General features: G+C 71.6%; 20 protein-coding genes. 17 read left to right on the top strand and 3 right to left on the bottom strand.

What is annotated here, in order from left to right:
• The first annotated feature begins 57 nt into the window (after window positions 1–57).
• Complete coding sequence (locus ACT1U9_RS08380; RefSeq protein WP_444537722.1) at window positions 58–897, top strand: thioesterase family protein; 840 nt, start codon at window positions 58–60, stop codon at window positions 895–897.
• Between the two features lie 193 nt (window positions 898–1,090).
• Here the strand turns inward: ACT1U9_RS08380 and ACT1U9_RS08375 are convergent, their stop codons facing one another.
• The gene (locus ACT1U9_RS08375) at window positions 1,091–1,735 is read right to left on the bottom strand and encodes a TetR family transcriptional regulator (RefSeq protein ID WP_444537721.1); all 645 of its coding nucleotides are present in this window, start codon (window positions 1,733–1,735) and stop codon (window positions 1,091–1,093) included.
• Window positions 1,736–1,829: 94 nt separating this feature from the next.
• On the opposite strand from ACT1U9_RS08375, the gene ACT1U9_RS08370 reads away from it, so the two are divergent.
• The 4 genes from ACT1U9_RS08370 (at window position 1,830) to mnmA (ending at window position 4,861) form a co-directional block, all read left to right on the top strand.
• Window positions 1,830–1,988 carry a hypothetical protein gene (locus ACT1U9_RS08370; protein ID WP_188275635.1) on the top strand — a complete coding sequence of 53 codons (159 nt, stop codon included), beginning with the start codon at window positions 1,830–1,832 and terminating at the stop codon, window positions 1,986–1,988.
• A gap of 2 nt (window positions 1,989–1,990) precedes the next feature.
• Window positions 1,991–2,260 carry a DUF4190 domain-containing protein gene (locus ACT1U9_RS08365; RefSeq protein WP_444537720.1) on the top strand — a complete coding sequence of 90 codons (270 nt, stop codon included), beginning with the start codon at window positions 1,991–1,993 and terminating at the stop codon, window positions 2,258–2,260.
• Window positions 2,261–2,350: 90 nt separating this feature from the next.
• Window positions 2,351–3,520, top strand: coding sequence for a cysteine desulfurase family protein (locus tag ACT1U9_RS08360; protein ID WP_444537719.1), 1,170 nt, complete (start codon window positions 2,351–2,353; stop codon window positions 3,518–3,520).
• 216 nt (window positions 3,521–3,736) lie between these two features.
• Entirely contained in the window at window positions 3,737–4,861 is a 1,125-nt protein-coding gene (gene mnmA / locus ACT1U9_RS08355; protein WP_444537718.1) for a tRNA 2-thiouridine(34) synthase MnmA, read from the top strand.
• Window positions 4,862–4,933: 72 nt separating this feature from the next.
• Here mnmA and ACT1U9_RS08350 read toward each other — a convergent pair whose 3' ends face one another.
• A complete protein-coding gene (locus ACT1U9_RS08350) occupies window positions 4,934–5,356 on the bottom strand; it encodes a DUF427 domain-containing protein (RefSeq protein ID WP_444537717.1) in 423 nt (140 codons plus the stop codon).
• Between the two features lie 104 nt (window positions 5,357–5,460).
• Between ACT1U9_RS08350 and ACT1U9_RS08345 the strand changes: the two genes are divergently transcribed.
• The 9 genes from ACT1U9_RS08345 to gatB all read left to right on the top strand — a co-directional run bounded on the left by ACT1U9_RS08345 (window position 5,461) and on the right by gatB (window position 16,095).
• Window positions 5,461–6,000 (top strand): TIGR00730 family Rossman fold protein, encoded by a 540-nt coding sequence (locus ACT1U9_RS08345; protein WP_444537716.1) that lies wholly within the window; start codon window positions 5,461–5,463, stop codon window positions 5,998–6,000.
• A gap of 16 nt (window positions 6,001–6,016) precedes the next feature.
• A complete protein-coding gene (locus tag ACT1U9_RS08340) occupies window positions 6,017–6,706 on the top strand; it encodes an SDR family oxidoreductase (protein WP_444537715.1) in 690 nt (229 codons plus the stop codon).
• The gene (locus ACT1U9_RS08335) at window positions 6,703–7,731 is read left to right on the top strand and encodes a methionine synthase (RefSeq protein WP_444537714.1); all 1,029 of its coding nucleotides are present in this window, start codon (window positions 6,703–6,705) and stop codon (window positions 7,729–7,731) included. The genes ACT1U9_RS08340 and ACT1U9_RS08335 overlap by 4 nt, the downstream gene beginning before the upstream one ends.
• A gap of 31 nt (window positions 7,732–7,762) precedes the next feature.
• Entirely contained in the window at window positions 7,763–9,955 is a 2,193-nt protein-coding gene (gene ligA, locus ACT1U9_RS08330; RefSeq protein ID WP_444537713.1) for an NAD-dependent DNA ligase LigA, read from the top strand.
• A gap of 272 nt (window positions 9,956–10,227) precedes the next feature.
• Complete coding sequence (locus ACT1U9_RS08325) at window positions 10,228–12,345, top strand: putative bifunctional diguanylate cyclase/phosphodiesterase (protein ID WP_444537712.1); 2,118 nt, start codon at window positions 10,228–10,230, stop codon at window positions 12,343–12,345.
• Window positions 12,346–12,529: 184 nt separating this feature from the next.
• Complete coding sequence (gene gatC, locus ACT1U9_RS08320) at window positions 12,530–12,826, top strand: Asp-tRNA(Asn)/Glu-tRNA(Gln) amidotransferase subunit GatC (RefSeq protein ID WP_188275625.1); 297 nt, start codon at window positions 12,530–12,532, stop codon at window positions 12,824–12,826.
• Window positions 12,826–14,331 carry an Asp-tRNA(Asn)/Glu-tRNA(Gln) amidotransferase subunit GatA gene (gene gatA / locus ACT1U9_RS08315; protein WP_444539042.1) on the top strand — a complete coding sequence of 502 codons (1,506 nt, stop codon included), beginning with the start codon at window positions 12,826–12,828 and terminating at the stop codon, window positions 14,329–14,331. Before gatC ends, gatA begins: the two co-directional genes overlap by 1 nt.
• The gene (locus tag ACT1U9_RS08310; RefSeq protein ID WP_444537711.1) at window positions 14,328–14,567 is read left to right on the top strand and encodes a hypothetical protein; all 240 of its coding nucleotides are present in this window, start codon (window positions 14,328–14,330) and stop codon (window positions 14,565–14,567) included. The genes gatA and ACT1U9_RS08310 overlap by 4 nt, the downstream gene beginning before the upstream one ends.
• Before the next feature lie 16 nt (window positions 14,568–14,583).
• Complete coding sequence (gene gatB / locus ACT1U9_RS08305; protein WP_444537710.1) at window positions 14,584–16,095, top strand: Asp-tRNA(Asn)/Glu-tRNA(Gln) amidotransferase subunit GatB; 1,512 nt, start codon at window positions 14,584–14,586, stop codon at window positions 16,093–16,095.
• A gap of 102 nt (window positions 16,096–16,197) precedes the next feature.
• On the opposite strand, the gene ACT1U9_RS08300 is transcribed toward gatB, so the two are convergent.
• Complete coding sequence (locus ACT1U9_RS08300) at window positions 16,198–16,524, bottom strand: rhodanese-like domain-containing protein (RefSeq protein ID WP_188275621.1); 327 nt, start codon at window positions 16,522–16,524, stop codon at window positions 16,198–16,200.
• Window positions 16,525–16,563: 39 nt separating this feature from the next.
• Between ACT1U9_RS08300 and ACT1U9_RS08295 the strand changes: the two genes are divergently transcribed.
• From ACT1U9_RS08295 to ACT1U9_RS08285, 3 genes are all read left to right on the top strand, one after another.
• Window positions 16,564–17,178 carry a TetR/AcrR family transcriptional regulator gene (locus ACT1U9_RS08295; protein WP_444537709.1) on the top strand — a complete coding sequence of 205 codons (615 nt, stop codon included), beginning with the start codon at window positions 16,564–16,566 and terminating at the stop codon, window positions 17,176–17,178.
• Window positions 17,179–17,220: 42 nt separating this feature from the next.
• Window positions 17,221–18,072 (top strand): VOC family protein, encoded by an 852-nt coding sequence (locus ACT1U9_RS08290; protein WP_444537708.1) that lies wholly within the window; start codon window positions 17,221–17,223, stop codon window positions 18,070–18,072.
• Window positions 18,073–18,198: 126 nt separating this feature from the next.
• Window positions 18,199–18,711, top strand: a complete 513-nt coding sequence (locus tag ACT1U9_RS08285; RefSeq protein WP_444537707.1) for a hypothetical protein — start codon at window positions 18,199–18,201, stop codon at window positions 18,709–18,711.
• Window positions 18,712–18,902 lie beyond the last annotated feature (191 nt).

The raw sequence follows: 18,902 nt of genomic DNA, 5'->3' as shown, positions 1-18,902 counted from the left end.
CGGCGGCCGCGAAAGAAAAGCTACCGCTCAGTAATGTAACCGTGTACCGTACGCCGCATGGCACAGGCAACGATCGGGGACAGCGAGTTCGACCGGGACACCGCAGTCATCCCGCGTGAAGACGAAGAAGGCGTCTACGACGCCCACCTCTCCGCCGGCTGGACGATCATCCAGGCCGTCAACGGCGGTTACCTGCTCGCGCTGCTCGGCCGCACCCTCGGCCAGGCGCTCCCGCACCCGGACCCGTTCACCGTGACGGCGCACTACCTCACGCGGTCAGTCCCCGGCCCGGCCGTGGTGCGCACCCAGCGCGTACGCACCGGCCGTACGCTCTCGACCGGTCAGGCGTCGCTGTTCCAGTTCGACAAGAACGGCGCCGAGGTCGAGCGGATCCGCGTCCTCGCCTCCTACGGCGACCTGGACGCGCTTCCCGACGACGTCCGCACCACCGCCAAGCCGCCCGCGATCCCGCCGCTCGAACACTGCCTCGGCCCGGCCGACGGTCCCTCGCCGATCCCCGGCAGCTCGGCGATCACCGACCGCCTGATGCTGAAGCTCGACCCGACCACGCTCGGCTGGGCGGTCGGCGCACCGTCCGGCAAGGGCGAGATGCGCGGCTGGTTCGGCCTGGCCGACGGGCGTGACGCCGACCCGTACTCGCTGCTGCTCGCGGTCGACGCGCTCCCGCCCACCGCGTTCGAGATGGGCCTGACGGGCTGGACCCCGACGGTCGAACTCACCGCCCACATCCGCTGCCGCCCCGCCCCCGGCCCTCTCCGCGTCTCCATCACCACCCGCAACCTGGCGGGCGGCTTCCTGGAGGAGGACGCGGAGGTCTGGGACAGCGCGGACCGGTTGGTCGCGCAGTCCCGCCAACTGGCGCGGGCGCAGCGCTAGACGCTCCGCGGGGGGTGCGGTTTCGGCTGCGGATCGTGCGTGGCGCTCCGCGGGAAGCGGGATATTTGGCTGCGGACCGTAGGGGCTGGTCGCGCAGTTCCCCGCGCCCCTTGATGGGCCCTTCGGGCCCTCCTTTTAGGGGCGCGGGGAACTGCGCGACCAGCCACAGTGCACCCGCAGACGAACAACCCGCTCAATCGAGCCAGTGGCGACGGCCCAACGTCACCAACCGCAACTGCCGCCGCGCCGTGGCGATAACGGCCTCCTCGGCCTGCCGGGCGGCGAGCGGACCGTCGCACGAGGCGCCGGCCTCAAGAATCGCCGACGCGGTCATCACCATGTGATCGACGTACACACCGGCCAGCATCCGCAGATCCGCGGAACTCCACCCCACCGCCTCCGGATCCGCCCCCAGCGCCGCCGCAACCTCGTCGGCGAACCGCTGAAGCTGGACGCCGATGGCGGAACGCACCACCGCCACACCCCCATGCCGCTCCCGCGCGATGAAGCGGACATGCGCCGGATGCGCCCGCACATGCGCGGCGATCAGGGACACGGCCCGGTCGATCCGCTCGTCACTGCCCCCGGTCGTCACGATCGCCGCCCGGATCGTCTCGTGCAGACTCCCGAGCGCCTCCTCCACCAGCGCCACCCCAAGGTCCGCGGTGTCCTTGAAGTGCCGATAGAACGCGGCGGGCGCGACCCCCACGGCCCGGGTCACCTCACGCAGCCCCAGACTGCTCAGGCTCTGGTCCTCCAGCAGCCCGAGCGCCGCGTCCAGGAGCGCCTGGCGCGTCTTCTGCTTCTGGGCCTGCCGGATCCCGAGAGTGTGGCTCATACCACTCAGTAAACAGCTGTTCGCCCAATTTGGAAAGGCTAGACTGAGGAGTCAGTGAACAGTCGTACTCTGAAATCGACTTGAGAGGCACGTCATGCTTTTCCTCGTCGCAGCCCTCCTCCTGCTGGGGGTCGTGCTGGGCTCAGCGGCGCACCTTCCGCTCCCGGTCACGCTCGTCGCCGCAGGCGCCATCGGCGTCTGGCTGCTCGTCTTCGCCGTACGTGAACGACTCGCATCACACCGGAGGGCCTGACCATGGAACTCGTCCTGAAGCGCAGCCGCGTCCGCGACAAGGACGCCGACGGCATGGCCGTCGCCGCGTTCGTCCTCGGACTGCTCGGGCTGCTCGTCATGAACATCGTCCTCGGCCCGATGGCCATCGTGCTGGCCGGACTCGCCCTGCGTTACGGCACCGCACGGCGCGGCCGCGCCTGGCTCGGCCTGGCGCTCGGCGTCGCCGATCTCGCGGTGCTCGCGGGTCTGGTCATGGCCGACGGAACCGTCTCCTGGGGGCTCGGCGCCTGACGGCCGACGGCGGGGAAGTCCCCTGGGAGCCCCGTACAGGGGGCTCGGGGCCGGGGTCCGCTCCGGGTGGCTCGTAGAATCGGGCCCACCATGGCTTACCTCGACCACGCCGCGACCACCCCGATGCTCCCCGAGGCGGTCCGGGCGATGACCGCCCAACTGGCCGTCACCGGCAACGCGTCCTCGCTGCACGCCGCCGGACGCCGGGCCCGCCGCACCGCCGAGGAGGCCCGCGAGGAACTCGCCGAGGCGCTCGGCGCGCGCCCCAGCGAAGTCGTCTTCACGGCCGGCGGCACCGAGGCCGACAACCTCGCCGTCAAGGGCCTGTACTGGGCCCGCCGCGACGCCGACCCGCGCCGGGTCCGCGTCCTGGCCAGCCCCGTCGAGCACCACGCCGTGCTCGACGCGGTCGACTGGCTCGCCGAGCACGAGGGCGCCACCGTGGAGTACCTGCCGGTTGACCCGTACGGACGGGTGCACCCCGCGGTACTCCGTGAGGCGATCGAGCGCGACCCCTCCGACGTGGCCCTGGTCACCGTCATGTGGGCCAACAACGAGATCGGCACGGTCCAGCCGGTACGCGAACTCGCCGATGTGGCCCGGGAGTTCGGCATCCCGCTGCACGCGGACGCCGTCCAGGCGGTCGGCCAGCTCGACGTCGACTTCGCGGCGTCCGGCCTCGCGGCCATGACCCTGTCGGGCCACAAGATCGGCGGCCCGTACGGCATCGGCGCGCTGCTCCTCGGCCGTGAGTACACCCCCGTCCCGGTGCTCCACGGCGGCGGCCAGGAGCGGCATGTGCGCTCCGGCACGCTGGACGTCCCGGCGATCGCCGCGTTCGCCGTGGCGGGCCGCCTGGCCGCCGAGCGCCGCGCCGACTTCGCCCGCGCGATCGGCGGGCTGCGCGACGCCCTGGTCGACGCGGTCCGCACGGCGGTCCCGGACGTGATCCTCGGCGGCGACCCGGCCCCCGGCGGCCGCCTCCCCGCCAACGCGCACTTCACCTTCCCCGGCTGCGAGGGCGACTCCCTTCTGCTCCTCCTGGACGCCCAGGGCATCGAATGCTCCACCGGCTCCGCGTGCACGGCGGGCGTGGCCCAGCCCAGCCACGTCCTCCTGGCCACCGGCACTCCCCCCGACCTGGCCCGAGGCACCCTCCGCTTCTCCCTCGGCCACACCTCGACGCGCTCGGACATCGACGCGGTGGCGAAGGCGATCGGCCCGGCGGTGGACAGGGCGCGGACGGCGGGGTTGAGCTAGGGCGCTCGGCCGCGCCCTTAATGGGCCCTTCGGGCCCTCCTAGGGGCGCGGGGAACTGCGCGAGCAACCACGCATGGTCCGCACCCGACCGACAACCCCCGGAGGGTTTCGGGAAGGGGCGGGGTGGGGGCTGAGCCCGCCGCAGGCGCCGACGGCCCGCACCCAGCCATACTCGCGAGCCACCACCCGCCCCGTCCACGTACCCTGGTGGGTGCTATGACGAAGACACCCCCGCGCCCCCTCCGCGTGCTCGCCGCCATGTCCGGCGGTGTGGACTCGGCCGTCGCCGCCGCCCGCGCCGCCGAGGCGGGCCACGACGTCACCGGCGTCCACCTCGCCCTGTCCGCGAATCCGCAGTCCTTCCGCACCGGCGCGCGCGGCTGCTGCACCATCGAGGACTCGCGCGACGCCCGCCGCGCCGCCGACGTCATCGGCATCCCCTTCTACGTGTGGGACCTGGCCGAACGCTTCCGCGAGGACGTCGTCGAGGACTTCATCGCGGAGTACGAGGCCGGCCGCACCCCCAACCCCTGCCTGCGCTGCAACGAGAAGATCAAGTTCGCCGCGTTGCTGGACAAGGCGCTCGCCCTGGGCTTCGACGCGGTGTGCACCGGTCACTACGCCACGGTCGTCCTCAACGAGAACGGCAGCCGCGAACTGCACCGCGCCAGCGACATGGCCAAGGACCAGTCGTATGTGCTCGGCGTCCTCGACGAGAAGCAGCTCGCCCACGCGATGTTCCCGCTCGGCGACACCCTCACCACCAAGGACGAGATCCGCGCCGAGGCCGAGCGCCGGGGCCTGGCCGTCGCCAAGAAGCCCGACAGCCACGACATCTGCTTCATCACCGACGGCGACACCCAGGGCTTCCTGGCCGGACGCCTCGGTAAGGCGGAGGGCGACATCGTCGACGAGTCCGGCGCGAAGCTGGGCACCCACGAGGGCGCGTACGGCTTCACCATCGGCCAGCGCAAGGGTCTGCGCATCGGCCACCCCGCCGCCGACGGCAAGCCCCGCTACGTCCTGGACATCTCCCCGGTGAACAACACGGTCACCGTCGGCCCGGTGGAGGCCCTGGACGTCACCGGACTCACCGCGATCAAGCCCCGCTGGTGCGGCGACGCCCCGACGGGCCCCGGCACGTACACCGCCCAGCTGCGCGCCCACGGCGGTGAGACCGAGGTCACGGCCGAACTCGTCGGCGACGAGCTGCGGGTGAGCTTCACCGAACCGGTCCGCGGCGTGGCGCCCGGCCAGGCGATCGTCCTGTACGACGACACGCGCGTGGTCGGCTCGGCGACGATCGCCACGACAGCCCGGGCCACGGCAGCGCTGGCGTAACCGACGCGCCCGGACCCGGGGCGCCGGACCGCGTCAGCGCCGGCGCGGCCCACACGCCCGGGCCCGGGGCGCTCAGCCCTCGGCGTCCGTGCTCTCGGACTCCGTCCCGATGAAGCACAGGTGGTCCTTTATCAGCGTCACGGCCGCCAGCGGCTCGTGATAGGCCCAGGCTATGTCGGGCGCGTCCGGCAGTGACCAGTACGAGGCAACTCCCTTGTACGGGCAGGTGGTCCGGGTGTCCGACGGGGTCAGCAGATCCAGTCGGACGTCCTCGGACGGCAGGTAATAGCGGACCGGCAGCCCGTCCTCGCGCACCAGCAGCGGGCGGGTGCTCTCCGCGAGCACCTGCCCGTCCCGCAGGACGCGGACGCGGAGCGCGCCCTCCTCGGCGGCCTCGGCCGTGACGAGGTGATCGGGGTCGTAGGGCGGCCGCGGACCCGGCGGGGGAGCGGAGGCATTCGTGGGCTCGGCGAGAATCGTGTAAATCGTCGTCATGCCCGCTCAACGGCCCGTCGCCCGCTGCTTGTTCCCGCGATTCGCCGTTCGGGACCTGGTTCACCCGTTCGAGTGCCGGAGGGGTCCCGACGTACGGTTGAGCCATGAACATCTGCGTCTTCCTCTCCGCCGCCGACCTCGACGACCGCTACACCCGCCCGGCCCGTGAGTTCGCCGAGCTGCTCGGCAAGGGCGGTCACACGCTGGTGTGGGGCGGCTCGGACAGCGGGCTGATGAAGGTCGTGGCCGACGGTGTGCAGGAGGCGGGCGGGCGGCTCGTCGGGGTCTCCGTCGACTTCCTGGCCGCCTCGATCCGTCCGAACGCCGACGAGATGGTCATCGCCAAGGACCTAGGCGAGCGCAAGGCGCTGCTCCTGGAGAAGTCCGACGCTGTCGTGATCATGGTCGGCGGCACCGGCACGCTCGACGAGGCGACCGAGATCCTGGAGCTCAAGAAGCACGGCAGGACCACCAAGCCGGTGGTCCTGCTGAACACGGCGGGCTTCTACGACGGGCTCAAGGAGCAGTTCCGCCGCATGGAAGAGGAGGGGTTCCTGCCCGTTCCGCTCACTGACCTGGTCTTCTTCGCGGAGGACGGCGTCGGCGCGCTCGCCTACCTGGAGGAGAGTGCGGGCGTCCAGTAGTGCGAGCATTGCGGGTATGGCTACACACCTGATCACCGGGGCAGGCTCCGGCATCGGCGCGGCGGTGGCGCGGCGGCTGCACGCGCGCGGCGACGAGCTCGTACTCCTCGCGCGCGACGCCGGGCGCGCCAAGGAACTCGCGGGGCGCTTCCCCGGCGCCCGCACCCTCGTCGGCGACCTCGCCGAGCCGGACCGGCTCTCCTGGGCCTTCTCGCACCAGGCGCTGCCCGACCGGCTCGACTCGCTCCTGCACATCGCGGGGATCGTCGACCTCGGGCCCATCGGCGAGCTGCGCCCCAAGACCTGGCACCAGCAGCTCAACGTCAACCTGATCGCGCCCGCCGAGATCACCCGCCATGTGCTGCCCCAACTGCGCGCCTCCCAGGGCCATGTGGTGTTCGTGAACTCCGGCGCCGGGCTCAACGCGCACGCCGAGTGGGGCGCGTACGCCGCGTCCAAGCACGGCCTGAAGGCGCTCGCCGACTCGCTGCGCCAGGAGGAGCACGCCAACGGCGTCCGCGTCACCTCCGTCTACCCGGGCCGCACCGCCAGCCCCATGCAGGCGAAGGTGCACTCGCAGGAGGGCAAGGAGTACGTCCCGGCCCGGTTCATCGACCCCGAGTCGGTCGCGACCACCGTCGTCATGGCGATCGACCTGCCGCGCGACGCGGAGGTCAACGACCTGACCGTACGGCCCGGCCGATGAGCGACGCCAGCACCGGCTTCCCGTGGGGGGCCGCGACCGGCGTCGGGTCCATGCCCGGCGGCGACGCGCGCGAGGCCGCCAAGACGGTCACCGGGTCCTTCATCGGGGCCGGCGGGTCGGGCGGGGACTTCCCGTTCCTGGCGGAGCTGCCCGCGCGCGGCCCTGGCGCCGACATGATCGGGCGCACCACCGGGCTGCTCGTCGAGATGTACGCGCGCGTGGAGCCCAGCGGCTGGCGGCTCGGCGACCGGCCGGGCCGCGACACCAAGCGGGCCGTCTCCTGGCTCGGCGAGGACCTGGACGCCCTGGAAGAGTTCACCCAGGGGTACGAGGGCCCGCTGAAGGTCCAGGCGGTCGGGCCGTGGACGCTCGCCGCCGCCCTTGAGCTGCGCGGCGGCGAGGCGGCGCTCGGGGACCCCGGCGCCTGCCGCGACCTGGCCGGCTCGCTCGCCGAGGGCCTGCGCGGCCATCTCGCGGACGTGCGGCGCCGGGTGCCGGGCGCGAAGGTCGTGCTCCAGCTCGACGAGCCGTCGCTGACCGCCGTGCTGCGCGGGCAGATCAGGACCGCCAGCGGATACCGCACCCACCGGGCGGTCGACCGGCAGGTCGTCGAGGGCGCGCTGCGGGACGTCCTCGCGGTGCACGACGGCCCGGTCGTCGTCCATTCCTGCGCGCCCGACGTGCCGTTCGCCCTGCTGCGCCGCGCCGGGGCCGCCGGTGTCTCGTTCGACTTCTCCCTGCTCACCGAGCGTGACGACGACGCGATCGGCGAGGCCGTGGAGAGCGGCACCAAGCTGCTCGCCGGAGTGGTCGGCGGCGTGGACGGCCCATTGTCAGACCCTGCCGGTAGCGTCATGGGTGTCAGGACGTTGTGGCGCAGGCTGGGGCTGCGACCGGGGACTCTCGCCGAGTCCGTGGTGATCACCCCGTCGTGCGGGCTCGCGGGCGCCTCGCCCACGTACGCCCGCGCGGCCCTCGCCCACTGCGTCCGGGCGGCGAGATCGCTCGCGGACAACCCTGAGTGACGGGGAAGACGGGAAACGGGAGGACATGACAGTGGCTGGCGAACAGAACGCAGTGGTGCCCGCGGACGCACGGGAGAAGCACGCGCTCCTCGCCGAGCAGGTCGAGGAGCACCGCTTCCGGTACTACGTGAAGGACCAACCGGTCATCAGCGACGGCGACTTCGACAAGCTGCTGCGGTCGCTGGAGGCCCTGGAGGAGGGGTACCCGGAGCTGCGCACGCCGGACTCGCCGACCCAGAAGGTCGCCGGTGCGTACGAGACGGACTTCGCCTCGGTGGAGCACCGCGAGCGGATGCTGTCGCTGGACAACGCGTTCGACGACGAGGAGCTGGCCGCCTGGGCCGAGCGCGTCGCCAAGGACGTCGGCACCGCCGACTTCCACTACCTCTGCGAGCTGAAGGTCGACGGCCTCGCCGTCAACCTGACGTACGAGCACGGGCGGCTGACCCGCGCCGCCACCCGGGGCGACGGCCGCACCGGCGAGGACATCACGCCCAACGTCCGCACCATCGCCGACATCCCCGACCGCCTCAAGGGCGACCGCGTCCCGGACCTCGTCGAGATCCGCGGCGAGGTCTACTTCCCGATGGAGGCGTTCGAGGGGCTGAACGCGCGCCTGGTGGAGGCGGGCGACAAGCCGTTCGCCAACCCGCGCAACGCGGCGGCCGGTTCGCTGCGCCAGAAGGACCCCAAGGTCACCGCCACCCGCCCGCTCCACATGGTGGTGCACGGCATCGGCGCGCGCGACGGCTTCACCATCGACCGTCTCTCGCAGGCGTACGAGCTGCTGCGCGAGTGGGGCCTGCCCACCGCCCAGCACAACAAGGTGGTCGGCTCGCTGGACGAAGTGCGGGAGTTCATCTCGTACTTCGGGGAGAACCGCCACTCCGTGGAGCACGAGATCGACGGCGTCGTCGTCAAGCTCGACGAGATCCCGCTCCAGGGCCGCCTCGGCTCCACCGCGCGCGCCCCGCGCTGGGCGATCGCCTGGAAGTACGCGCCGGAGGAGGTCAACAGCAAGTTGCTCAACATCCGCGTCGGCGTCGGCCGCACCGGCCGCGTCACGCCGTACGCGCAGGTGGAGCCGGTCACGGTGGCCGGCTCCGAGGTCGAGTTCGCCACCCTGCACAACCAGGAGGTGGTGAAGGCCAAGGGCGTCCTCATCGGCGACACGGTGGTGCTGCGCAAGGCCGGTGACGTGATCCCGGAGATCCTCGGGCCCGTCGCGGATCTGCGGGACGGCACCGAGCGGGAGTTCGTGATGCCCGCCGAGTGCCCCGAGTGCGGCACCGCGCTGCGCCCCATGAAGGAGGGCGACATCGATCTGCGCTGCCCCAACGCGCAGACGTGCCCCGCCCAGTTGCGCGAGCGGCTCTTCTACCTGGCGGGCCGCAAGAGCCTGGACATCGAGAACTTCGGCTATGTCGCCGCCGCGGCCCTCACCAAGCCGCTGGAGCCGGCCGAGCCGCCGCTGCTCGACGAGGGCGACCTCTTCGACCTCACGATGGACCGGCTGCTGCCCATCAAGGCGTACGTCCTGGACCAGGACAGCGGGCTGCCCAAGCGCGACCCGAAGACCGGCGAGGAGAAGGTCGCCCTGGTCTTCGCCAACATGAACGGCGAGCCGCGCAAGAACGCGGTCTCGATGCTGGAGAACATCGCGGCCGCCAAGGAGCGCCCGCTGGCCCGGTTCCTCACCGGTCTGTCGATCCGTCATGTCGGCCCGGTCGCAGCCGAGGCGCTGGCGCGCGAGTTCCGCTCCATCGACCGCATCGAACAGGCCACGGAGGAGGAGCTGGTCGCGGTCGACGGTGTCGGCGACATCGTGGCGAAGTCGCTCAAGGAGTGGTTCGCCGAGGACTGGCACCGCGAGATCCTGCGCAAGTGGAAGGCGGCCGGCGTCCGGATGGAGGACGAAGGCGCAGGTGAGGACGAGGGCCCGCGCCCGCTGGAGGGTTTGACGGTCGTCGTCACGGGAACGCTGGAGCGGCACACCAGAGATGGCGCGAAAGAAGCGCTGCAGAGCCGTGGGGCGAAGGTCACCGGTTCCGTTTCCAAGAAGACATCGTTCGTTGTCGTCGGCGACAACCCGGGTTCCAAGTACGACAAGGCAATGCAGCTGAAGGTTCCGGTTCTCGACGAGGACGGCTTCGCTGTGCTGCTGGAACAGGGTCCGGAAGCCGCCGTCGCCGCCGCTGTGCCGACTGCTCAGGAGGGGGAATAAGAGGAGGGGAGGGCTCCCTTCGGGGCGCCTTCGGTCACCCGTTCAGCGCATACCAGACGGATCAGGGTGGCCAGGCCGCATTCGGGCAAGACCTGTAGACCGCTGCCCGTCAGAGCCTTGTGCGGCCTACTGTTGGGATGTGCGCCGGTCGTGCACGGCTGAAACGGGGTGCCCTCTGCTCACCGCGAGCTTGGGGAAGGGTCCCAGTCGTGGTGGCATGACAACGGGGCCATCGCGTGGCATCGGCACCGCCGGCTGTGAGAGGGACGGGAATGAAACCGACCGAGAGCGCCGCCCCGGCCGCACGGCTGCGCGGGTTCGCGGGATTCTCCTCCAGGCTGACCGTCGGCATCCTCTCGACCGCCGCCGTCGCCCTGGCCGCCGGGTTCTACCGCGCCCTGCACGCGGGTGACGCCCTGTTCCCCGGCTCCACCACGGGCTGGGCGCTGGCCGTCCTGACCGGGATCATCGTGGGCCACCTCGTCGCGCTCGGCCGCGACCGGTGGTGGGGCGGCACCGGCTCCGGCGCCGCCCTCACCCTGGCCGTACTGCTCCTGTACGGCTGGGTGCCGGCCGGGCTCGTCTCGCTCGCGGTGGTGGCGCTGGTCGGCGCGGCCCGCCGCCACCGCTGGCGCCAGGGCCTGCTGCACGGCTCGGTGGACGTCCTCGGGATCGGCGCGGCCGCGCTGGTGCTCGCCGCGTTCGGCGACACCCCGACCGTCGGCTCACCCTGGTGGCCCACCGACTGGAGCATCTCCTCGGTGCCCGTGGTGGTGCTCGCCGCCGGCACGTACCTGGTGGTCACCCGGATACTGCTCTGGTACGCGCTGGCGCCCCGGGGCGGCGGGCTGCCCACGGTCGCCCGGACGGCCCTGCTGCGCCAGGGCCTGGTGGCGGTCGCGCTGCTCGGCATCGCCCCGCTGATCTGCGTGGTAGCGATGGCGATGCCGGTCCTGCTGCCGCTGTTCGCGGTGCCGCTGATCGCGCTCGACTCCACGCTGTGGATCGCCCGGGCCCGCGCCGAGGAGCAACTGCGCGACCCGCTCACCGGTCTGCCCAACCGTCAGTGGCTCCTGGAGCGGACCTGGGCGGCCCTGGAGGAGGCCGAGGACCACGGCGCCCGCGCCGCGCTCGTCCTCATCGACATGGACCGCTTCCGCTCGGTCAACGACACCCTCGGCCACCTCGCGGGCGACCGGCTGCTCCTCCAGATCGCCGACCGGCTGCGCCTCGCCCTGCCGCGCGGCGCCGAGGCGGCCCGGCTCGGCGGCGACGAGTTCGCCGTACTGCTGCCGGTGGCCGACTCCGCGACCAGCACCATGCGCATAGCCCGAGGCCTGGTCGCCGAACTCTCCTCGCCGCTCGACCTCGACGGGCTCACCCTGGTCCTGGAGGCCAGCGCGGGCGTCGCCGTCTACCCCGACCACGCGCTCGACGCCGAAGGGCTGCTTCGCCGGGCGGATGTGGCGATGTATCAGGCCAAGCGGGACCGTACGGGAGTCGAGGTGTACGAGTCGAAGCGGGACTCCAACACCCCTGACCGGCTCGGCCTGTTGGGAGACCTGCGGCGCGCGCTTGACGCAGGCGACGTGGAGCTCCACTACCAACCGAAGGTCCGCTTCGACGGCCAGGTGGCCGGGCTCGAAGCGCTGGTGCGCTGGGTGCACCCGGAGCGCGGGCGGGTGCCTCCCGATGAGTTCATCGCGATCGCCGAGTCGTCCGGGCTGATGCCGCATCTGACGGAGTACGTGCTGGAGACCGCGCTCGCCCAGGTCGCCCGGTGGCGGGCGCAGGGCCTCACCGTCCCGGTCGCCGTGAACGTGTCGCCGCGCGACGTCCACACCCCTGGCTTCGCGGGGGCGGTCGCGGCGCGGCTGGCCCGGCACGGCGTCCCGGCCGGCTCGCTCCAGCTGGAGATAACCGAGCACGTGCTCCTTGAGGACCCGCAGCGGGCCGCCGACACGCTGGCCGGGCTCACCGGCCACGGCGTGAAGATGTCCCTGGACGACTTCGGTACGGGGTACTCGTCGCTGGTCCATCTGCGCCGGCTGCCGGTCAGCGAGCTCAAGATCGACCGCTCCTTCGTCGCCCGCCTCGCCGTCGACAACGAGGACGCCGAGATCGTCCGCTGCACCCTCGACCTCGCCCATTCCCTCGGCCTCCTCGTCGTCGCCGAGGGCGTGGAGGACGACGAGACGTGGGAGCGCCTGCGGGACCTGGGCTGCGACGCCGTCCAGGGCTGGCTGGTCGCCGCCGCGATGCCGCCCGCCGAGACCACGGCATGGCTGCTCGCCCGTGGCTCGCGCGGCTGGCAGCGCCCCGCCGACCTGGAGGCGGCCGCCAAGTCCGCGGCCGCGGCAGAGGAGCCGTCGGGCACCCCGGTCCAGTGACCCGGGCGCCCGCCCGCCCGAGCCCGACGTCACCGTAACGCCGTAACGGCCTTGGAGGTCACGGCCGTTTCGGGATGAGTCGCGCCGTGATCGAGGGCCCCGGGGGAAACCGTTTCGTGCCCTGGCCACCCCGCCCCATAGGATTGGCCCCAAACCACACACACTCACCCCAGAGGATCGCTGCATGCCTGGCATTACGCGCGAGGAGGTCGCCCACCTCGCCCGGCTGGCACGTCTGGAGCTGAAGAGCGAAGAGCTGGACCACTTCGCCGGACAGCTCGACGACATTCTTGGCGCGGTCGCCCGCGTCTCCGAGGTCGCCGACCAAGACGTACCCCCGACCTCCCACCCGCTGCCGCTGACCAACGTCATGCGCGCGGACGAGGTCCGTCCGTCGCTCACCCCCGCGCAGGCGCTCTCCGGCGCCCCGGCCCAGGAGCAGCAGCGTTTCAAGGTGCCGCAGATCCTGGGGGAGGACTAATCACCATGACGGACAGCAACATCATCAAGCTCACCGCCGCCGAGATCGCCGCGAAGATCGCGTCCGGCGAGCTCACGGCCGTCGAGGTCACCGAGGCCCACCTGGCCCGGATCGAGGCCGTCGACGAGAAGGTGCACGCCTTCCTGCACGTCGACCGCGAGGGCGCGCTCGCGCAGGCCCGCGCCGTGGACGAGAAGCGGGCCAAGGGCGAGAAGCTCGGCCCGCTGGCCGGTGTGCCGCTCGCGCTGAAGGACATCTTCACCACCGAGGGCATCCCGACCACCGTCGGCTCGAAGATCCTCGAAGGCTGGATCCCGCCGTACGACGCGACGCTCACCAAGCGCCTGAAGGCCGCCGACGTCGTCATCCTCGGCAAGACCAACATGGACGAGTTCGCCATGGGGTCGTCGACCGAGAACAGCGCCTACGGGCCCACCGGCAACCCGTGGGACCTCACCCGGATCCCCGGCGGCTCCGGCGGCGGCTCCTCCGCCGCGCTCGCCTCCTACGAGGCCCCGCTCGCCATCGGCACGGACACCGGCGGCTCGATCCGCCAGCCCGCCGCCGTCACCGGCACCGTCGGCGTCAAGCCGACCTACGGCGCGGTCTCCCGCTTCGGCATGGTCGCCTTCTCGTCCTCCCTGGACCAGGGCGGGCCCTGCGCCCGTACGGTCCTGGACGCGGCGCTCCTGCACGAGGTCATCGCCGGGCACGACCCGCTCGACTCGACGTCCATCGACGCGCCGGTCCCGCCGGTCGTCGAGGCCGCGAAGAACGGTTCCGTCGCCGGTATGCGCGTCGGCGTCGTCAAGCAGTTCGCGGGCGAGGGCTACCAGGCCGGTGTCGTCCAGCGCTTCAACGAGTCGGTCGAGCTGCTGAAGTCGCTCGGTGCCGAGATCGTCGAGCTGGACTGCCCGTCCTTCGACCTGGCGCTCTCCGCGTACTACCTGATCGCGCCCTCCGAGTGCTCCTCGAACCTCGCCCGCTTCGACGCCATGCGCTACGGCCTGCGGGTCGGCGACGACGGCACGAAGTCGGCCGAGGAGGTCACCGCGCTCACCCGCGAGGCGGGCTTCGGCGACGAGGTCAAGCGCCGCATCATCCTCGGTACGTACGCGCTGAGCTCCGGCTACTACGACGCGTACTACGGCAGCGCCCAGAAGGTCCGCACGCTCATCACGCGGGACTTCGAGAAGGCCTTCGAGCAGGTCGACGTGATCGTCTCGCCGACCACCCCGACCACCGCCTTCCCGATCGGCGAGCGCGCCGACGACCCGATGGCGATGTACCTCGCGGACCTGTGCACCATCCCGACCAACATGGCCGGCAACGCCGCCATGTCGCTGCCCTGCGGCCTCGCGCCGGAGGACGGGCTGCCGGTCGGGCTGCAGATCATCGCCCCCGCCATGAAGGACGACCGCCTGTACAAGGTGGGCGCCGCCGTCGAGGCCGCCTTCGTGGAAAAGTGGGGTCACCCGCTGCTGGAGGAGGCACCGTCGCTGTGAGCGCACTGACCAAGGCCAAGGGCTTCAAGAAGTCGAAGGCCGGTACGTACCTGTCCATCGGCACCACCGCGTTCGGCGCCATCAGCGTGATCAAGCAGGCCAAGAAGGCCCGCACCGAGCACGACACGCTGAAGCTGCTCGACGCCGTCGTCTCCGCCGCCGCCATCGCCACCGGCGTCGCTCTGCTCTACCGCGAGCTGAAGCGCCTGGGCGACGACGACGTCCTGCTGGGCTGAGAGGGAAAGTTTCACCGTGACTGTCACTGATCTGGTCTCGTACGAGGACGCCCTCGCGTCGTACGACCCCGTCATGGGCCTGGAGGTCCATGTCGAACTCGGCACGAAGACCAAGATGTTCTGCGGCTGCTCGACCGAGCTGGGCGCCGAGCCCAACTCGCAGACCTGCCCCACCTGCCTCGGCCTGCCCGGCTCGCTCCCGGTCGTCAACGCGATCGGCGTCGAGTCGGCCGTCAAGATCGGTCTCGCGCTGAACTGCGAGATCGCCGAGTGGTGCCGCTTCGCCCGGAAGAACTACTTCTATCCGGACATGCCGAAGAACTTCCAGACCTCGCAGTACGACGAGCCGATCGCCTTCAACGGCTATCTGGACGTCCAGCTGGAGGACGGCGAGATCTTCCGTGTGGAGATCGAGCGCGCCCACATGGAGGAGGACACCGGCAAGTCGACGCACGTCGGCGGCGCGACGGGCCGTATCCACGGCGCCTCGCACTCCCTCCTGGACTACAACCGGGCCGGCATCCCGCTCATCGAGATCGTCACCAAGCCGATCGAGGGCGCGGGCGAGCGGGCCCCCGAGGTCGCCAAGGCGTACGTCGCCGAGCTGCGCGAGCTCATCAAGGCGCTCGACGTCTCCGAGGCCCGGATGGACAAGGGCCAGATGCGCTGCGACGTGAACCTGTCGCTGCGGCCCAACGGGACCGAGAAGTTCGGCACCCGCAGCGAGACGAAGAACGTCAACTCGCTGCGTTCGGTCGAGCGCGCCGCCCGCTTCGAGATCCAGCGCCACGCCGCGGTGCTGAGCTCGGGCGGCACGATCATCCAGGAGACCCGTCACTTCCACGAGGAGGACGGCTCCACCACCTCGGGCCGCATCAAGGACAACGCCGAGGACTACCGGTACTTCCCGGAGCCCGACCTCGTCCCCGTCGCCCCGGCCCGTGAGTGGGTCGAGGAGCTGCGCAAGGGGCTGCCCGAGCTGCCGCGCGTGCGCCGCAACCGGCTGCGCGAGGAGTGGGGCGTCTCCGAGCACGACATGCAGTCGATCCTCAACGCGGGCGCGGTCGACCCGATCGTCGCCACCATCGAGGCGGGCGCGGACTCCGCGGCCGCGCGCAAGTGGTGGATGGGCGAGCTGGCCCGTAACGCCAACGAGCAGGGCGTCGCCCTGGACGAGCTGCCCGTCACCCCGGCGCAGGTCGCCCGGGTCGCGGCGCTCGTGGCCTCCGGCGACCTCAACGACAAGCTGGCGCGCCAGGTCATCGAGGGTGTCCTCGCGGGTGAGGGCGACCCGGACGCGGTCGTCGAGAAGCGCGGCCTGAAGGTCGTCTCGGACGAGGGCGCGCTGGGCGCGGCCGTGGACGAGGCCATCGAGGGCAACGCGGCCATCGCGGACAAGATCCGCGGCGGCAAGGTGCAGGCCGTCGGCGCTCTGGTCGGCGCGGTCATGAAGACCACGCGCGGCCAGGCGGACGCGGCCCGCGTCAAGGAGCTCATCCTGGAGAAGCTGGGCGTCAGCGAGGGCTGATCCTCCACCGAAGCCTTTACGTACGTAGTACGTGTACGACTCGGCCCCGCCGCATCGCATGATGCGGCGGGGCCGAGTCGTATCCGAAGAAGCTTCGAGCGATCAGGCGGACTCGGTGGGCAGGCCCGCGTCCGTCCAGTCCTCTATGCCTTCCTTGTACTTGCGTACGTTCGTGTAGCCGAGCGCGGTGAGGCGGTCCGCGACCTGGCCGCTGTTGGGGCAGGCGGGATTGGAGCAGTAGGTGACGATCGCGGCGTCGCGGTCGGGCAGCAGGGCCGGCGCGTGCGCGTCGACGTCCGCCCGGACCAGCGCGATCGCGCCGGGCAGATGCTGCTTCGCGTAGTACTCGCCGCCGAGTGCGTCGACGACGGTCACCGTGCCGGCGTCGATCGCCGCCTTGAGGTCGTCACGGGAAATGAGCGCGGTCATGGGACACCCTCCAGGGTTCCGGACTATAGTCCGCTTGTGATGAACGACAGTACCGGACCGCAGTCCGTTTCTGCTACCCCGCTTGAGCTGCTGCGCACCCGGCCGCCCAAGGAGCGCGCCGACGCGGCCCGCAACCGCGCGGCCGTGCTCGACGCGGCGGCGCGGCTGTTCGCCGAGCACGGGGTGACGGCGGTGTCGATGGACCAGATCGCGGCGGCCGCCGGCGTCGGCAAGGGCACGCTCTTCCGCCGCTTCGGCGACAAGGCCGGGCTCGCGACCGCGCTGCTCGACGCGCGCGAGAAGGAGCTCCAGGGGGCGATCATCTCCGGCCCGCCACCGCTGGGCCCGGGCGCGCCGGAGGGGGAGCGCCTGGTCGCCTTCGTCGAGGCGTACGTGGACTACCTCCTGGACCACCTGGAGCTCAGCCGGATGTCCGAGAACGCCTCGCCGGGCGCCCGCTACCGCATCGGTGCGTACCGCTTCTGGCACCAGCACCTGTCGATCCTGCTGGCGGGCACCCCGGATCCGGCGTACACGGCCCACGCGTTGCTCGCCCCGCTGGGGGCCGAGCATGTCACCGCCGTAGTGGCCGAGTTGGGCGAAGGGCGGGTGCGCGAGGGGGTGCTCCGGATGGCCCGGGCGCTCGCGCCCTGACGGCTTCGTACGGTTTCGGGACCGTTGTCAGTGGTGGCTGCCATGCTGGGACGCGTTGGTGCACAGTCCGTAACCAATCCGTCGCTCACGGTCCTGGAGGTCCCGATGCTCCTGTCCTCGCACGTCCCCGGCGGGCCGACCTGGCTCGATCTCGGCGTCCCCGACGTCGACGCGGCCGTCGCCTTCTACGTCGGTGTCTTCGGCTGGGAGTTCGAGCCGTCCGGCCCCGAGGGCAGTTGCTACGGGTACTTCACGCTGGACGGCAAGCGGGTCGCGGCGGCGGGCCCGCTCACCCAGGAGGGCGCCCGGGCCGCCTGGACGGTGTACTTCCGTACGGACGACGCGGACGCCACCGTGAAAGCGGTGGAACAGGCGGGCGGGACGGTCAGGTTCGGGCCGTACGACGTCTTCACGGCCGGGCGCTCGGCCGGGTTCACCGACCCGGCGGGCGCCGAGTTCGCGGTGTGGCAGCCCGGCGACCACGACGGCTTCGGGGTCGCCGACGCCGTCGGCTCGGCGACCTGGATCGAGCTCTACTCGACGGACGCGGCGGCGGCCAAGGAGTTCTACGCGAAGGTGTTCCCCTGGCGGTACGCGCCGGAATTCGCCCTGGGCGCGCACCACTTCACCGTGGTCCGGCCCGTCGGGGGCGCGGCGGACGACGTGCACTGCGCGATCATGCAGCTCGCGCCCGAGAACCTGGCGGCGGGCTCGGGCTCCGAGTGGCACCCGTACTTCGAAGTGGCGGACTGCGACGCGGTGATGGCGGCCGCTTCGGAGCGGGGTGCGACCGTGATCGTCCCGCCGGTCGACGTGCCCTCGGTGGGCCGGGTGGCGATGTTCCTCGACCCGGCGGGCGCGGTCTTCGCGGTGATGCGGTCGGCCGCGCGGTGATCGTGCGGCGCCCGTCGCGTTGACGCGAGGGCCGGGCCGCCCCGCCGGGAGCCCGCGTCAACATGATGCGGAACTAAACCTTCCTGTCGAGTGACCCCGCCCGGGAACGTCTATAGGGTGCCGAGCGTGGACGGGCGAGAAGCGGTGAAAGTGCTCGGGCGCCGTACGGCGCTGCGGTATCTGGCGCTGGGGACGGTGTCGGCCGCCGTGTCGGCCTGCACAGGTGCGGGCGCCGTGGAGGGCCCCCGAAAGCAGGCGCTGAAGGCGTTCGTGAAGGGCGACTGGGTCTACCGCTCGAACCGGGGCCACGAGGGCGTCCTCACCGTCACCCCCGACGGCCACTGGTCCGTCACCCAATGGGGTGGACTGTCCGGGCAGTGGGTGCTCGACGGTGCGGTGCTCTCGGTGAGCGCGGACACGCCCACCGCCGACGCGGAGGCCGAGGAGCAGGAGGCCTTCAAGGTGTCGAGCATGCCGGAGAAGGTGTCCCGCTCGTTCTCCGAGCTGTTGACGCTGTCGGGCGGCTGGTCGAGCGTCGGCACGGCCGTCGAAGCCGGGTACAAGAAGGGCGCGCTCACCCTGGCGTTCCGGGGCGACGGCTCGGAGGATCTGCTCGTCACCTGCACGCGTCGCAAGTGACCCCGCGTAAGCGACGCATGGGGCCGGTGTGGCTCTCGCGCGCGCTTCCCTGTGAGTAACCCCACGAAACGGGCAAACGATCACTATTCGCTGTCACAGTGAGCAGCGCGTAGGTCATGCGTTCTTTGCGGGCTGTTCAATATCGTATCGTCTGCTCCCGTACCGGCTGTTCCCGGGCAAAGATCCACGAA

This window comes from Streptomyces sp. BR1 (assembly GCF_052373795.1).
Lineage (GTDB): Bacteria > Actinomycetota > Actinomycetes > Streptomycetales > Streptomycetaceae > Streptomyces.
The sequence above is the reverse complement of the archived record's forward strand: the minus strand, read 5'-3'. Positions and strand labels throughout refer to the sequence as shown.

Excerpts from the sequence above, each read along its gene's own strand:
- ACT1U9_RS08360 (WP_444537719.1), top strand. The coding sequence starts at position 2,351 with ATGGCTTACCTCGACCACGCCGCGACCACCCCGATGCTCCCCGAGGCG.
- ACT1U9_RS08350 (WP_444537717.1), bottom strand. The coding sequence starts at position 5,356 with ATGACGACGATTTACACGATTCTCGCCGAGCCCACGAATGCCTCCGCT.
- ACT1U9_RS08375 (WP_444537721.1), bottom strand. The coding sequence starts at position 1,735 with ATGAGCCACACTCTCGGGATCCGGCAGGCCCAGAAGCAGAAGACGCGC.
- mnmA (WP_444537718.1), top strand. The coding sequence starts at position 3,737 with ATGACGAAGACACCCCCGCGCCCCCTCCGCGTGCTCGCCGCCATGTCC.
- ACT1U9_RS08370 (WP_188275635.1), top strand. The coding sequence starts at position 1,830 with ATGCTTTTCCTCGTCGCAGCCCTCCTCCTGCTGGGGGTCGTGCTGGGC.
- ACT1U9_RS08345 (WP_444537716.1), top strand. The coding sequence starts at position 5,461 with ATGAACATCTGCGTCTTCCTCTCCGCCGCCGACCTCGACGACCGCTAC.
- ACT1U9_RS08300 (WP_188275621.1), bottom strand. The coding sequence starts at position 16,524 with ATGACCGCGCTCATTTCCCGTGACGACCTCAAGGCGGCGATCGACGCC.
- ACT1U9_RS08290 (WP_444537708.1), top strand. The coding sequence starts at position 17,221 with ATGCTGGGACGCGTTGGTGCACAGTCCGTAACCAATCCGTCGCTCACG.
- ACT1U9_RS08325 (WP_444537712.1), top strand. The coding sequence starts at position 10,228 with ATGAAACCGACCGAGAGCGCCGCCCCGGCCGCACGGCTGCGCGGGTTC.
- gatC (WP_188275625.1), top strand. The coding sequence starts at position 12,530 with ATGCCTGGCATTACGCGCGAGGAGGTCGCCCACCTCGCCCGGCTGGCA.
- ACT1U9_RS08335 (WP_444537714.1), top strand. The coding sequence starts at position 6,703 with ATGAGCGACGCCAGCACCGGCTTCCCGTGGGGGGCCGCGACCGGCGTC.
- ACT1U9_RS08340 (WP_444537715.1), top strand. The coding sequence starts at position 6,017 with ATGGCTACACACCTGATCACCGGGGCAGGCTCCGGCATCGGCGCGGCG.
- ACT1U9_RS08365 (WP_444537720.1), top strand. The coding sequence starts at position 1,991 with ATGGAACTCGTCCTGAAGCGCAGCCGCGTCCGCGACAAGGACGCCGAC.
- ACT1U9_RS08380 (WP_444537722.1), top strand. The coding sequence starts at position 58 with ATGGCACAGGCAACGATCGGGGACAGCGAGTTCGACCGGGACACCGCA.
- ACT1U9_RS08295 (WP_444537709.1), top strand. The coding sequence starts at position 16,564 with ATGAACGACAGTACCGGACCGCAGTCCGTTTCTGCTACCCCGCTTGAG.